At 40.4% G+C, this 15,186-nt stretch carries 13 protein-coding genes and 1 pseudogene; 4 read left to right on the forward strand and 10 right to left on the reverse strand.

Annotation, left to right across the window (positions count from 1 at the left end; all coding sequences use genetic code 11):
- The first annotated feature begins 795 nt into the window (after nucleotides 1–795).
- Both SRRS_RS17010 and SRRS_RS17015 read left to right on the forward strand, forming a co-directional pair.
- On the forward strand, nucleotides 796–2,172 hold the full coding sequence (locus SRRS_RS17010; RefSeq protein ID WP_371362189.1) for an amino acid permease: 1,377 nt from the start codon (nucleotides 796–798) through the stop codon (nucleotides 2,170–2,172).
- Nucleotides 2,173–2,293: 121 nt separating this feature from the next.
- Nucleotides 2,294–2,443, forward strand: coding sequence for a ring-opening amidohydrolase (locus tag SRRS_RS17015; RefSeq protein WP_371362191.1), 150 nt, complete (start codon nucleotides 2,294–2,296; stop codon nucleotides 2,441–2,443).
- A 154-nt stretch (nucleotides 2,444–2,597) separates the two neighbouring features.
- On the opposite strand, the gene SRRS_RS17020 is transcribed toward SRRS_RS17015, so the two are convergent.
- From SRRS_RS17020 to SRRS_RS17035, 4 genes are all read right to left on the reverse strand, one after another.
- Nucleotides 2,598–3,791, reverse strand: coding sequence for a HEAT repeat domain-containing protein (locus SRRS_RS17020; protein WP_371362192.1), 1,194 nt, complete (start codon nucleotides 3,789–3,791; stop codon nucleotides 2,598–2,600).
- A gap of 333 nt (nucleotides 3,792–4,124) precedes the next feature.
- Nucleotides 4,125–4,307, reverse strand: coding sequence for a hypothetical protein (locus SRRS_RS17025; protein WP_371362193.1), 183 nt, complete (start codon nucleotides 4,305–4,307; stop codon nucleotides 4,125–4,127).
- Nucleotides 4,301–4,612 (reverse strand): diguanylate cyclase, encoded by a 312-nt coding sequence (locus tag SRRS_RS17030; protein WP_371362194.1) that lies wholly within the window; start codon nucleotides 4,610–4,612, stop codon nucleotides 4,301–4,303. Before SRRS_RS17030 ends, SRRS_RS17025 begins: the two co-directional genes overlap by 7 nt.
- 466 nt (nucleotides 4,613–5,078) lie before the next feature.
- Entirely contained in the window at nucleotides 5,079–5,327 is a 249-nt protein-coding gene (locus SRRS_RS17035) for an AbrB/MazE/SpoVT family DNA-binding domain-containing protein (protein ID WP_371362195.1), read from the reverse strand.
- Nucleotides 5,328–6,383: 1,056 nt separating this feature from the next.
- Here SRRS_RS17035 and SRRS_RS17040 point away from each other — a divergent pair.
- Nucleotides 6,384–7,246 (forward strand): annotated as a pseudogene (locus SRRS_RS17040) (AraC family transcriptional regulator).
- Between the two features lie 389 nt (nucleotides 7,247–7,635).
- On the opposite strand, the gene SRRS_RS17045 reads toward SRRS_RS17040, so the two are convergent.
- From SRRS_RS17045 to SRRS_RS17070, 6 genes are all read right to left on the reverse strand, one after another.
- Complete coding sequence (locus SRRS_RS17045) at nucleotides 7,636–9,108, reverse strand: pyridoxal-phosphate dependent enzyme (protein WP_371362197.1); 1,473 nt, start codon at nucleotides 9,106–9,108, stop codon at nucleotides 7,636–7,638.
- Between the two features lie 679 nt (nucleotides 9,109–9,787).
- On the reverse strand, nucleotides 9,788–10,429 hold the full coding sequence (locus tag SRRS_RS17050; RefSeq protein WP_371362199.1) for a flavodoxin family protein: 642 nt from the start codon (nucleotides 10,427–10,429) through the stop codon (nucleotides 9,788–9,790).
- A 300-nt stretch (nucleotides 10,430–10,729) separates the two neighbouring features.
- Nucleotides 10,730–11,773, reverse strand: a complete 1,044-nt coding sequence (locus tag SRRS_RS17055; RefSeq protein WP_371362200.1) for a sensor histidine kinase — start codon at nucleotides 11,771–11,773, stop codon at nucleotides 10,730–10,732.
- Nucleotides 11,774–11,775: 2 nt separating this feature from the next.
- Nucleotides 11,776–12,450, reverse strand: coding sequence for a response regulator transcription factor (locus SRRS_RS17060; RefSeq protein ID WP_371362202.1), 675 nt, complete (start codon nucleotides 12,448–12,450; stop codon nucleotides 11,776–11,778).
- 423 nt (nucleotides 12,451–12,873) lie between these two features.
- Nucleotides 12,874–13,071 (reverse strand): hypothetical protein, encoded by a 198-nt coding sequence (locus SRRS_RS17065; protein ID WP_371362204.1) that lies wholly within the window; start codon nucleotides 13,069–13,071, stop codon nucleotides 12,874–12,876.
- Entirely contained in the window at nucleotides 13,065–13,739 is a 675-nt protein-coding gene (locus SRRS_RS17070) for a GGDEF domain-containing protein (RefSeq protein WP_371362206.1), read from the reverse strand. Before SRRS_RS17070 ends, SRRS_RS17065 begins: the two co-directional genes overlap by 7 nt.
- A 712-nt stretch (nucleotides 13,740–14,451) precedes the next feature.
- Here SRRS_RS17070 and SRRS_RS17075 point away from each other — a divergent pair.
- The gene (locus SRRS_RS17075; RefSeq protein ID WP_371362207.1) at nucleotides 14,452–14,874 is read left to right on the forward strand and encodes a helix-turn-helix domain-containing protein; all 423 of its coding nucleotides are present in this window, start codon (nucleotides 14,452–14,454) and stop codon (nucleotides 14,872–14,874) included.
- Nucleotides 14,875–15,186: the final 312 nt, after the last annotated feature.

The raw sequence follows: 15,186 nt of genomic DNA on the forward strand, positions 1-15,186 counted from the left end.
GAATCGCTATTTTTTGTTCCAACATAAAACCGCCCTAATTATGCTAGAGTTTGTCTAAAATTTTTCCTTCGAGAATGTTCAGCACTGTCCTTTTTGACATATTCAGTCAGAATGAACTAGAGCATTCGCCAGAAGGTGTGACCTTTGCTACTTATTGTAGAACTTTTTTTCTTCTTTTATATTGGCACTAGATGATAATAATGCAGTTGTTGATTTGGCTAGTACTGACGAAGACAAACGTATATCCAGTTGTTAAAATGAATAATTAAAGAGGTGGTAAGCAATGGGGATAAAACGAAGTGACCCTAATGGATCTATCTGGAAAGGTTACGGTGTTGCCCCAAGTACGGGCAGTTGTTATTGCTATGATTAATTATAGTGATGGGGTGTGGTAATTAGGCAATCCGGAGAACCTTGTGGATGATTTTGGCGATTGGTGAATAACTAGCGAGGAGGTGGTAGGAAGAAAATAGGTTTTGGAGCGAAGTAGAAACTTGATCCTGCGAAATGATTCCGAATAGCGACAAAAATAGTCGAAATATTAATTAAATTTGCCATTTCAGCCGCTCTTTGGCATCCTACTTGCGCCCTGCCCCCCAGAATCCGTATTCTGCCCCATTCAAAAACCTGCCGTAACCTAACTCGCTTGCCATCACGACATAGCGTTAAGAAAAGGAGGTTAGAAGTCGATAAAAGCGGCGTAAAACCACCGGGGACAGGCAGGGTCGGCAATGTGAAATACTGTGGGAAACTGAGCATATTAAGAAGATCAAAGATGAACAAGGAGGATTGTTTATGGAAAACACATCATCTGGATTACAGAAGGGACTTGAAAAAAGGCATATAATATTAATGTCTTTAGGATGCGCCATTGGTGTTGGTTTGTTTCTGGGATCTTCAAAGGCTATTACTATGGCGGGGCCAAGCGTTATACTTGCCTATATTATAGGTGGAGGCTTCATGTATCTTATCATGCGTGCTCTTGGCGAATTGTCAGTCCACGAACCATCCGCAGGTGCATTTAGTCATTATGCTTCGAAATACCTTGGAAAAGGTGCTGGATTTTTGGTAGGTTGGAACTATACATTAGCTGCACTGATCTTTTGTATGTCAGAAGTCACAGCCGTTGCAATCTATATGAAATTTTGGTTCCCGGATACACCTCAGTGGATTTGGGCTGCGGCAACATTCATTTTAATGATTGCTATCAATACGCTTAGCGTAAAAGTGTTCGGTGAATTTGAGTATTGGTTTGCAATGATCAAGGTAGCAACTATTTGTATCATGATTATTTTGGGACTCGCGGCTATTTTATTTGGACTGGGTAATGATGGAGTTCCTTTAGGTTTATCTAACTTATGGTCTCATGGTGGCTTCTTTCCGAATGGTCTTGAAGGATTGGCTGGATGCTTGTTTCTAGCGATGTGGGCTTATGGCGGGATGGAAATGATTGCAATGACTGCTGGTGAAGTCAAAGAACCAGAAGAGACAATGAAGACAGCTATTAATACTACCTTTTGGAGAATTTTGCTATTCTATGTTGGCGCAGTGTTTATTATCATTACTGTTTATCCGTGGTCAGAATTTTCAAAAGTTGGAAGCCCATTCGTAGACATTTTCAGCCGTTTTGGAATCCAATATGCTGCTGGAATCGTAAATTTCGTTGTAATTACAGCAGCTTTATCTTCCTTCAATGGCAACATTTATGGATCAGTTCGAATTATATTCAATTTAGCTGAAAAAGGACAAGCACCTGCTGCATTAGCAAAGACAAATAAGAATGGTGTTCCAATGAATTCGGTACTAGCCGTTGCTGGGATTCTCTTACTCTGCGTACTTGGAAACTATCTCGTACCTGAAAATATTTTCATGTACTTTGCTGGTTTAGGCACACTTTGTAATTTCTTTACATGGATAATGATTTTGGCTTCACAAATAAGTTTCCGTAGAGGATTATCAAAAGAACAGCTTGACAAGCTGGCATACAAAATGCCTTTTGCGCCGTATTCGGCATATCTTGCCATAGTTTTTCTCCTTTTCATCATCTATACACTATATCAACAAGACTGGGCTCGTATTAACATTATTTGCGGACTCGTCTGGTATGTAATAGTGTTGGCGCTCTACTACTTTGTAGAAAGAAAACGTATAGCTGCTGTGAAAGAAATGTAATCAATTACATTTCTGATTTAGTTTGATTTATCAATTCTTTACAAATAAGTAGAGTCAAAAATACTCAAGTTAAATATTAAATATCATTATAACAGGCTGTTTTGCGCAATATAATTGTGGTATGAAGGTTGATAAGTTACCTACCGCAGAGCAAACTGCTAAAATTGTCAATTTATTTGCAAAAGCGGAAGCAAATTCTACTGGATATGTTCGTAATAGAAGAACTACTATGCTTACAGATTCGGACATTAATCATACGAGGCATGCTTGAGCTGTTGTTAACGGGGTAATTGCGTCAATAGCCAATGATCCGATGTTTTATGTATCTGGACCGCCTCCATCGGGGCCCACCCAGATGGAGGCGGTCCAGTAGCTGTTATTATCAGGAAATGAACCATCCTTATCCTTTAAGCTACTCTCAACAACTATGTCATCACTTGGAAAATCCTTTTCCCATTTCGAACCTTCAATTTGATAAAAGTTCCCCCACTGCACTCCTGTTTGTGAAAACGGCATTGCCCTCGATAGAAACCTTCATCATTAGTGGGCCAAGCCTGTATTTCTCCCAGACCAAGAATGGCTCCACCGGAGGGGCGAGTTCTAATTCTATCCCTATAGAAATCGGGAGCATCTTCTATCAGTAAGCTGCTTTTTGCAATATACCTGGCAGCCTCTCTTGGTGATGTATGTTCGTCACGTGCCAATTCCAATATATATTCTTTAAACTCATTACAAACCATTTCCGGGGCGCTTCTTAAAACGGCCACCTTCACTCTCGCCGATTTATCATGCAGCAAAACCCTTATTACCTCATGCTTTTGCTTGGCCTCAAGCTTACTAATAGCTCCCACTAGCCATAACCTCACTTCAAATGACTTGTCTCTAGCTGCCAATTCAACAATATCTTTATCGTTAGATATCCGATCTGCAAGAATCGAATAACAAAGCAACCTCGTTTTAACATTCGGATGCCTAAGATTAGCTTTAATTCTCCCAGTTACAGATTCATCTTTCAGAAAAGATATAACTTCCGCCTGGATAATCTTTAAGTCTACTCGCAGAATGTTTTTCATTTTATCAATAAGATAAAAGTTTGTAATTAAGGCATCTATATTCGATGCTGTCAACGTCTCCCGCAAAACATGACAAGCAATCATCCTTATCGGCTCAACCCAATCATAAACTCGCAAAAGCACATAGGGAACTACATCTGAACCGGAAACACCGGATAAAATCCGCAGTGCTTTTTCCCTAACATAACCGTTGTAATTCAATGTTGCTATACCTAATAAGTGAACTGAAAGGTTCTCCGGATATTTTAGAAGGAATGTGAGATTTTCTTTATCTATCCGCAAATATTTTGTTTTGTCATAAATACTTCCCCATTGCTTTCCAGTGAGATTTGTCATCACGTCATGAACGATTTCCGCCGCAACTAAGCCAAGCTGCGTCTTTTTTTCAAACACTAGCGGGTAGACATATTCTAAGTCACTAATTTCAGCTTTATCTCTCAGCCAATGTAATGCATCTATTTTATCCTTTAGTTTTGGACTGGCAAATAGTCGAATTGGCTTTACTAGTATCTGGTGTACTGAATATTTATCGTAAAGTTCCAACATGGTTCCTCTTTTCAGAAAAGATTTTTATTTAGGTCCTGTCAGTTCCAAGAAGAAACTAACACTAAGAGACGTCAGGTTGTGCGAAACTGCTTCAACGTTTGAAATAATTTTATCATAGCGCGGAACTTACATTCCTTATAAAACATACTTCCCTAAAAACAGCGAAAACCCCTGCCAAATTAATACAAATTTGGCAGGGGTTTTCGCTGTTACCAATAATACGGATCTCTGTGTCATATCTAACTGCGTAATATATAACCATGTACAAGGCAAGCTTGCCCTATAGCTGTTCCCATAAATTTTACTACTTCAGAAAACTAGAGAACCTTTCCGCTATATTCGTATACACCTAAATAACTCAAATTCTGCTAATGCTGCCTCCAGCCGCTGGAGAGCTTCGGTTGTATCCATACCTTCTTTACTAAGCCGGGAAACTTCGTCAGATGCTTTACGTATTTTATCATATATTTCAGCTTCTCTTTGGCGGTTTGTTGATAATGTTCGCCACACTAACATGGAATATCCACCTGCGCAACAACTAAGTTTTTCTGGACCTTTGCCTTATATAAGGTTTGATCGACTGTTAGCAGCAGGTCTTTTACTGCTTGGTCAGGTTCCAGAAGAATAACGCCCGCGCTTATGGCCAGGCCATAGGAAGAATTAAACTTCGCCTCGACTTTATAACGAATTTGTTCCATAACGGCATATGCCTCCCGCAAAGAAGCCCCGGAAAAGATGATGGCAAATTCATCGCCACCCCAACGCGTAACAATATCGGTAGTCCGGACGGTATTCTTAAAGATAGCCACCAGCTCCAACAATACAAAACGATAACCAAATCAATCCAATAATCCTAGTAGGAAAAAAAGTACGTAAGTAAGCTACTATATTTAAAGCAACCGTCTAAAGCTCCAATTGCCAGGGATGCTTTAGACGGTTGCTTTTTTAGTGACTTTAGAGTTTTTGAGTTTTAGCTTATCTCTAAAAAAATGATATAAGCGACGTATCTAAAGAACGTGATTGTAAAGTCTAAACCAAAACGGGTCAAATATCCGTGCCTTTACTCATCCATTATTGGGACAAAAAAACAGGACGAACCGTCCCCTCGTATCTTTCAAAACCGCCTTTCCGAGTAGATAGGCAGTTGAATGGTGAGCAGAGACCTACGCCCTGTATTACTTTCAGATTATAATGCTACAGTTTGTACTAAAGAGCACCGATTTTGCGCTCTTTGGCTTAGTTTCGAAACATGAAAGAAAATATTCTTATCGAACCATCGCTGTAAAATTAGACAGCCTGGTTAGTCATTGTTGAAATACACTCTTTACATACTTTTTTTCCTTTGAAACTAATTACTTCCTTTGCGCTTCCACAGAATACACATGCAGGCTCATATTTTCGTAAAACAATACGGTCATTATCTGTAAATATTTCAAGACCGTCTTTTTCACCAATATTAAAAGTACGACGCAATTCGATAGGTATTACAATTCTTCCTAATTCGTCCAGCTTTCTAACAACTCCAGTTGATTTCATGCAAACTCCTTATCGGTATAAATTTCGACAAAAATCGTCATCTATAATGTACCAATAAATACAGTACCTGTCAATAAATATAATAGAAGAAAAGCGACAGGACGGTTCGAAACCACTGATATATCCATGTTTTTTTAGCTTATCTGCATAAATAGCGGAGTCAATCTGCAATATGCTATAATCAACCTTGGCTGCGATAGTCTTCAGAATATGGTCGTTGGGAATTTTGTCATAGAGCACGCTATATATACTTAATTGGTGAGGCACATGTCTAAGCAAAGCAAATCCCTCCATTCCGGCAAACATCTACAGTTATATTTTACCATAATGGAGGGAAGATTGTTTATTTATTGACTTTTTCAGTGGTTTCGGACGTTCATTTTGCTTCGTTGAAGCATTTTAAAAGAGAAGCAAGAAGAACATCCACTAGCTACTCGAACGTCCCCTAGCTTCTCACATTTTGCTTTCCCCCTCAATAGTAGTAAAACAAAAATTGCTATTTGCACATCAGATGCCAAATAGCAATTTCTCTTCTTTAGGAAGTATAATTTTGTCAATATTGTAAGCCTGTGAAGCAGCTTTCGTCGACAAGATATATAACGGCAAATACGCTTACTATTCTTTAATCCGCTTAATAACGTTATTTAGGTAGATGATTGATTGTATCTCTGCTTCCTTACGCCTGTGCAAATCTGGGGTGCTATGATATTCTCTGAGTTTTTGGTATAGCGTTATAACGTATTTTAAAGCCTCCGCACACTCTGCTGCTCTGTGTGCCGAAATTGTCTTTATTAAAATTGGTAGGTCTTCTTTAGCATCCTTCTCAATGTACCTCATTCCTCTGGGAAGACAACCATTTTTCATTAGTGTAAGCGGTCCAAGAACAGTCGCTCTGATAAATGATAGTCGGGCATGGATGATACCTAAAGGTGCAGAAAAACCAAAAGATGTAAAACTTAAAAGAGGAAAATGAAATAACAGCAAGTAAAATCAAGCAGTAATCTCTCTATTTCTTTATAATAAATGTAGGGTGATTGAAACGAGGTGAATAGACGAATGTACGAGTGGCAGAAACAAATTCAAATAATCGTTGATGAAATTGACAAATGTATTAAAAATTATAATGACGAAGCCTTGACACTACGCTTTCTTTCTCGTAGGCTGGGTTATTCCGAATTTTATACAACGAGAAAATTCAAAGAAATATCGGGTATGCAATTTAGGGATTATCTGCGGCATAGAAAATTAGCCTTTGCACTAAAAGAGGTTCGGGATAGTGAAAAAAGCCTAAGCCTATCGTTCTTCGTACAAAAATAAACCCTTTCGACCGCTACTTTTTAGGATTGGGAGAGATTGGGATGATGAAATCTACAGATGATGTTAAAATTTATTTTGTAACCATTCCCGCACACAAATTTTTGCACATTAAAAACTATGAGAGTAATGGGTATTGGGATTTTTGGCAAAAGCAAAGTCTTATTCCGGGACAGGACTGCGAAACAATTTGCGGCTTACTCGATAGTATCAAGGGCAAATTGGATGACGATGGTGGGAGCGAATCTAACGGCGGCAGCGGTCAGATTATGGCGTACATTAATGACCCGGACGGCAGACTCTGCGATTGGGGTATTCCACGTACAGAGTGTTATGGTGTACGACTTCCTTTTGATTATAAAGGCGAAGTACCACCACAAATGCTTATGATTGATGTTCCCGAAGCCGAGTATATTGTTTTTGAACATGGGCCATTCGATTATGAGCAGGAAAATCGTAGTGTGGAGGAAAAGATTGAAAAGGCAATGGCAACTTTTGATTTTGCAGGCACTGGTTACTGCTTTGATACTTCCCCCGGTAGAATAATTTACTTTTATTTTAATCCGGAACGGTTTTTTAAGTATATCAGACCAGTGCGGAAGTAAATAAAATTGACTTCCTTGTTGCTTGGCGACTGAATGCTTCTTTTTTGCAAAGCATTGGAATTAAATCTTGTATCAAATACAAGATTTAATTTTAATGCTACTCATTCAGAGCGGCTTAAATTCACAGGAAAAAAGCCAGGCGGTATTCCGTTAAAAAATCCGTACTGTTCACGCAGCGAGTTTACGGATTTTAGGATACCGCCTGGCTTTTCAGGTCCGCGCATTGAAATGGAGACTGTATCATACAGGGCTATGAAGCAGATCTCTAGACCCCTTTCTCCCCCAGCTTTATCTTATCGCCTAGTATATGTTGTCAATAACCCCGTCCCCATTGACACGGAAAATATTAACGCCCCCTGTAATTCCCATTCAGGTTTCCCGAATTGACATTAATTGTCAATTAGATAATTAAATTGATTTATCAATTGATCTACTTCTGGTCCCATCTGATGCAGTCTCCCCCAGTAATTGTCATAATCATACCATTGCTCATTCAGTTCATTTACATCATACATCTGCTGTTCAATCCAGGTATAATACTTCAAATTATGAATACGTTTCTTACCCTGATAAATCAATTCTTCAACATGGTCCGTCCGCAGTCCGAGCACTGATATTCCATGATCCAGCGCGGCATTCGCCAAAGTATATTTACCGTACTCCGACTCCATTTCCGCCAGTCTCGATTGATACATTTCAGCAGAATCAGTAAGAACAGTCATAATAATATCGTTTTCGGTAAGCTCGTAGTATTTGGCGAACTTAATACAAGAGATAATATTGGCTGCGCCGGAAATACCAACCCATGAAAGTTTTTCAATGGCGTCAGCAGAGATGCCGATACTTTGTAAATATTTCCGACCTTCCGGTTCATTGAATAAGCGGAACATTTTTAAGCTGTCAATGTCATCAATACCGATAATCATATCTGTGTTCTTTACATTATGAATCCACGGCACATGTTTGTCGCCAATACCTTCAATGCGATGATCGCCAAACCCGTTGTTCAGCAATGTCGGGCACTGGACGGCCTCGCCAACAGCAAGCTTAGCACCAGGATAACGCTCTTTAAGAAAATCACCGCAACCCAGGATACCGGCTGATCCGGATGTCAGGCATACACCGGCCAGTTTTCCGTTTTCTCCGGCCTCTGCCCGAATAATCTCGTTCATGGCATTTCCGGTCACTTCGTAATGCCAGAGGTGATTGCCCAGCTCACCAAACTGGTTAAAGATAACAACATTCTCCCTGGTTCTCTTCAGTTCCCACGTTTTATCGTAAATTTCTTTTACGTTGCTTTCACATCCCGGTGTTGCAATTACTTCCCCAGCAACCTTGCTTAGCCATTGAAATCGTTCTTTACTCATGTTTTCCGGCAATATAGCAATCGATTTGCAGCCAAGCAACGTAGAATTATAGGCTCCGCCCCGGCAGTAGTTTCCCGTCGATGGCCATACCGCTTCATGAAAAGACGGGTCAAATTGGCCTGTAATCAGTCTTGGCACCAAACATGCAAAACTTGCCCCTACTTTATGTGCACCAATGGGAAAGAATTTACCTGCCATTGCAAATATTCTCGCCTTTACTCCTGTAATTTCACTAGGTATTTCCACATAATTCGGTAAATCTTGATACAAACCGCCGGTTTCTAACGGCTCATTTTTCCAAGTGATTCTAAATAAATTAACAGGATCAATATCCCAAAGACCAGTCGTTTTCAGTTTCTCTTTAATTATTTTGGGAGAATTCTTAGGATTCTTCATCTGTTCCAAAGTTGGAATGCGTATATTCCGTTCCTTTGCTATCTGAGCATTTTTCTTTAGCTGTTTTTCATTTACCTCAAGGTTAATTAGTTTTCTCAATTTATAAACTCCTCTCTTTAAGAAAATGCTATGTCAATTTTTACTCCGCACTCACATCATGATCTTGCAAGAATTATGCCAGATAATTCCAGACACTGCAAAAACAGCGTCGGCAGTCCGCTGGAAGCGCCATATGTAGTCCCGGGCAGCTTAACCACAAATTTTTTCCCACTTTAAGCTGCTAAAAACCCGTCCCTTTTCACCAAAATTACGCCGCAATACCTTATCAAATAGATAAATTCTATCATTTTGATAAGGCACTGGACTAAGCAGTCACATTCCATTTCAGCACACATAAAACAAGCATTTTCAACTTCTCATCTGACAGAGGCCATGCATATAGCCCTATCAGATTGATAAATTCCCATGCAGCGCTTGCCTCCCGCCATACAGCATTATGCAATAACCATGCCGACTACAGGCTTCCACAAAACCCAAGGGAGCTGTTGCCGCAAAAAAATCTCTATAAACAACAAAAGACGGCAGCCGACAGTTAGTCTGAACCATAGTATGGAAAAAAAGAAAAAACACCTCTTATGTCGCATGAGAAACTATACGAACATGAGAGGTGTATTTTTGTTGACCAGCTAATTTCATATTGACAGCATCGTTTCAGTCAACCTGTGGGAAAGATACGCATATAACAAGGGAATAGATGAACTGTCAGAAGTTGAACGCTTTATTCATTTTGCGCTGGTTCGGGAGGTAATTCACCCTCTTTAACTACTGGATAAGGAACATTGCCTGCTTTTATCATCTTTCCCAGCCAATTAACGGCCTCACCCAAGTGTTTCATGTTACGAAATGCCTCCTCGTCCTGAACCACATCGCCTGGCCTCAGGCCAAAACCCATGTTCCAATAAATAGAGCCCGGTACGACCATCTGCGACATGAAGAATAGATGATTCATTGTATCAAATGCGTGAGTGGACCCACCACGGCGTAAGGTAACTGCGGCAGCTCCGACTTTTCCAGCCAGTGCACAATCGTTACCAAGCGCAACAAATCCGGCTCTATCAATAAACGCCTTCATTTCAGTTGTAACATCTGTAAAATAAACTGGAGACCCTAGAACTATAGCATCTGCTTCCAAGGCTTTTGCGAAAGTATCATTGAAAATGTCGGTCCCACCGAAAATGCAGCGCTTATCTTTATTCTCCCAGCATTTATGGCATCCGCAACAACCCCGAATGGTCTTGCCACCAATTTGAATTAACTCAGTTTCCCAGCCAGATTCGGCTAGTGGCTCCAACACCGCCTTGAGAAGCAACTCTGTATTTCCGCTTTTTCGTGGACTTCCGTTGATCGCTACAACCTTCATTTCTTATTTCCTCCGTATTGATTTATTAGTCTACCTGAAACATGATACATTCCAGGCCAAACTGGTGACTATTTAAAACTACATATGTTCGAAAACTTGGCAAATGTGTCATTAGAAATTGGAATACAGTCGATACCGACTAGCTTTCCTCATCAACTAATCCTTTCTACAGTGGCGCGCGCTACCTTATTGGTAATTATACCGGAGTTTTTTAAACTGAATTTAAACTCACGCCGCATAAATAAAAAAAATACAACTTCGCAAAATATAGTCGCGAAGTTGTACTCCGATGATTCTTATTCATTTGCCTGTCAACAGGGTTACGGTAAAGGTAGTGCCTGTACCCAATACACTTTGTACACCGATTGTACCTTCATGTATATCTACGATCTTCTTGGCGATGGAAAGCCCCAAGCCGTTACCGCCATGTGATCGTTCCCTTGACTTGTCCGCTTTATAGAAACGCTCGAAAACATGGAGTTGGTCTTCTGCACTCATGCCGATACCTGTATCGGATATCCTACATATGGCAGAATTACCCTGTCGAGAAAGTTCGACCCGCACTTTTCCACCTTCCGAGGTAAACTTGAGGCTATTATGGATGATATTGGTCCATACCTGGTTCAGTAAGTCTTTATTGGCATTAATACTCATTTCTTCCACATCAACTTCCATATCGATATTTTTGGTTGCCCACTGGGGCTCACAAGCCAAAATAATGTCTTTAATTTGTTGGTCTAGCCGAAAATAGGTAAGCTCAAACTTTCTATTTTCTGCTTCCAAATAAGCTAATTTCAGCATACTGTCACTCAATTGGGAAAGCCGACTACTTTCTGCCTCAATTATTTCCACATAACGCAAACGTTCTTCGGCGCTCAATTCATCATTACGCAATGCGTGTGCAAACCCCCGAATGGAGGTAAGCGGCGACTGGATCTCATGGGATACGTTGGAGATGAATTCTTGCCGCATTTTCTCCAATTGGCTTAATTCCAGAGCCATATTATTTACGCTTTCCATAAGTTCTTCAAACTCCTTGTGCACGTTAAATTCTAGTTGGAGCTTGACATTAAAATCTCCTGCGCCAATTTTTTCAATTGCATTTTGGGTTTTCATAAAGAATTGTTTTTTTCGTCCCATATGGTTAAACCTTAATAGGCAGAAAAGGCCGCCAGCCAAAAATAAACCGAAAAGTGAGTTCATAATCTGAATGAATAATGGGGACAGGCCTAAAGCCGAATAAATAGTAACTTGAGAAGAAAGGAAAAAAGTAATACTGACACATCCTGTGTATAACACCAACAAAAAAATGATTCCGGCGGCAAATCTGATACTTTTTCTCATATTTACTGCTGCACCTCCAGTCGGTACCCTAAGCCCCGGATGGTTCGGATTTTAAAGGAGCAACGGTTCTCAGAAAAACGCTCACGCAGCCGGCTGATATGAACATCCAGTGTCCGTTCATTGCCTTCAAAGGTATATCCCCAAATATCCTGAATTAATTGCTCCCGGGAAAATGTTTTCCCGGGATAGCTTGCCAGCTTATATAAGAGTTCAAACTCCTTGAGGGGCAAGGTCAGACTTTCAGTACCGATAATCAGCTCATAGGTCTTGCGGTTGATCGTTAATTCACCAATTTGTATAGTTTGAGATGTAGCAATTTGATAGCGCTTCAACAATGCTTTTACCCTCGCCACTAATTCTAACGGGTCAAAGGGTTTAACCAGATAGTCGTCTGTACCAAGTTGAAAGCCTTTCAGCTTTTGACTGGTTTCTCCCTTGGCCGTGAGCATGAGAAGGGGAAACTCATAATGTTCCCGGAGTTCCTGACAAAGCTCCCAGCCGTCCATATGCGGCATCATAACATCCAAAATAATCAAATCGACTTTTATGGTTTCCAGTCTGGCAAGGGCGTCCACACCGTCAACTGCTTCGTATACCGCAAATCCTTCATTGAGGAGAACTATTTTTATTAGTTCACGAATATGCGGATCGTCATCCACAATCAGAATGCTGCTCACTCAAATACCATTCCTTTCTCAAAAAACCATCGGAAATATGATAATACCATCTTTGTCATATACAATATATCATTTATTTAAACTAAATTTAAACAAGCTCAAAATTAACTGATACATCACTCAAAGGAATGTTTTTTACTGCGCTTCCATGAACATAAAAGCTAAATTTTCGCTGATTACCTCCTGAAAATGAACGCAAAAAAGCACCTGCCATAACAGCTGCCTTAAGGACTATACAACTTATATAACTTAATCTTCCCTAAAAACAGCGAAAATCCTTGCCAAATTTAATACGAATTTAGTAAGGGTTTTCGTTGTTACCAATAATACAGTTCTCTGTGTCATATATAACGACGAAATATATAACATGTACAAGGCAAGCTCGCCCATAGCTGTTCCCATAAATTTTACTACTTCAGGAAACTAGAGAACCTTTCCGCTATATTGTATACACCTAAATAACTCAAATTCTGCTAATGCTGCCTCCAGCCGCCGGAGTGCTTCGGTTGTATCCATACCTTCTTTACTAAGCCGGGAAACCTCGTCAGATGCCTCACATATCTTATCATATATCTCAGTTTCTCGTTGGCGGTTTGGTGATAATGTTCGCCACACTAACATAGAAGATCCGTCTGCGCAATAACTAAGTTTTTCTGGACCTTTGCCTTATATAAGGCTTGATCGACTGTTAGCAGCAGGTCTTGTACTGCTTGGTCAGGCTCCAGAGGAATGACCCCCGCGCTTATGGCCAGGCCATAGGAAAAATAAAACTTCGTCTCGACTTTATAGCGAATTTGTTCCATAACGGCATATGCCTCCCGTAACGAAGCCCCGGAAAAGATGATGGCAAATTCATCGCCACCCCAGCGCGTAACAATATCGGTAGTTCGGACGGTATTCTTAAAGATAGCCGCCAGCTCCAACAATACCAAATCCCCGGCGGCATGACCGTATTTATCGTTAATCGTCTTAAAGTTATCTATATCAATCATAGCAACACATATCGCCGTCTTTCTCCGGTTCGCGCAAGTCTTTTCTTCCGCCAGCCGCCGGTAGAAGTACCTTCTATTCCATAAGCCTGTCACCGGATCGGTATGAGAAGTCAAATCCAACCGACGGATTAGCCCACCGGTCATAAATCCGGCTAGACATAACAGCAGCGCTATTCCGGCCCATAATAGCCTTTCATAACTTATCTGTAAAACCATGTCCAAGTAATAGCCTGCTAGACCAACTAACATTCCTGATATAGCAAGTGCTAATGGAGCATAATTATAAAAGGCTCGCATCTTATCCCTTCTTTTACGACGTTGGAACCGTGGTTGATTATTGTCCCCTATCGCATTTTGTCATGGCACCGTTCTACCGGCACTTTAAATTTACTTTAGCGCAGCACAAAAAAAGGCAGCCCATTGAAGTTATAGCGTTGCTGCGCTATGATATAACGATATTTTTGTAACCAAATTTGTAGTGCCTCGTTGCCTTTTATCGCTACGCACCCCGCACTACTTCCATCCTCGCCAGGTGTGGAAGCTATCTATATTTCTTTATTATTTCCAGGAAATGTATGGATTTTGGGTTCAGTTTTTAATAATCGTTTACGTCTTTGCGCCGATGGGGTATAATAAAATTGGTTTTGTTTGGGACAGACTTATGTTGAGGCTTGGATGGCCTGCAGGACGCATCGTTGCTTGGCGGCTGGATGCTTCCCGATTTCAGGCTTGGAAAACTACTTTTTGTTATCAGTAGTAATTAGAATATAGCCACTGTTATTGTTACTCCACTTGGGGGGGTATTTGGGACTATCGTTTTCACCTCGCTTTATCCCCGTCGCAAAACAAACGGGATTAGGGTAATAAACTTCATACAAACTATATATATATTATAGCACCATTTAGTTCTATGTCAACATTTATTAGAACTAATAAATTCTAAAAAGTTTATGGGGTGATCTAAATAAATCAAGAAAAAGAATACATCGAGATTGGTCAACGCTTAAAATTGTTACGTGGCACTTTATCCCAAACGGCTTTTGGAGAACCTATTGGCTACCGCTATGCATATGTTAAAAATGTTGAACATGGTGCTAAACCGAGCCTAGAATACTTACTTCGGGTCGCCGAATATTATAATGTGTCTTTAGACTGGATATTAAGAGGAATAGAATTAACCACTTCTAAAAGCAATGAATCATCTGAAATTCAAATACCAAGACAAAAACTCGAGGCTCATTGTGACCCCGAGTTAGAACAGATGTGTAATATATTAAAAAATCTCATGCTGCGCGGTGATTCCAATTTACGCGGTTGGGCAATTATCCAATTCAAACGTGCCTTCTCCGAATATTACGCTGGTACTGAAGAAAAAAATACTATATCTGGCACCTTGAATGATAAAATACAACATAAAAATAATGAGCCGTGAAATTAGCTTTCTAGCTAGCCATTTCACGGCTCATTATTTTTAAAGTACCAAACTCCCTTTTTCTCTTCCGCTTCTCTCTCAATTCTGTCTTGACTAGATAGCATCTTTCCCTTGGTCAAGCTTCCTGCCCCTCTGTCCCTGCCCGGTCCAACAGCAAGGAAACAGAGCGAACCGTCCCCTCGTATCCTTCTGTCCCTGCCCGGTCCAACAGCAAGGAAACAGAGCGAACCGTCCCCTCGTATCCTTCTTTATCCTAGAGCATTACTTCAAACTACTGGAGCGAAAACCCCGATCAGTAGGTCAGGCAAAACC

The sequence above is a fragment of the Sporomusa rhizae genome (genome assembly GCF_041428845.1).
Classification (GTDB): Bacteria; Bacillota; Negativicutes; order Sporomusales; family Sporomusaceae; genus Sporomusa; species Sporomusa rhizae.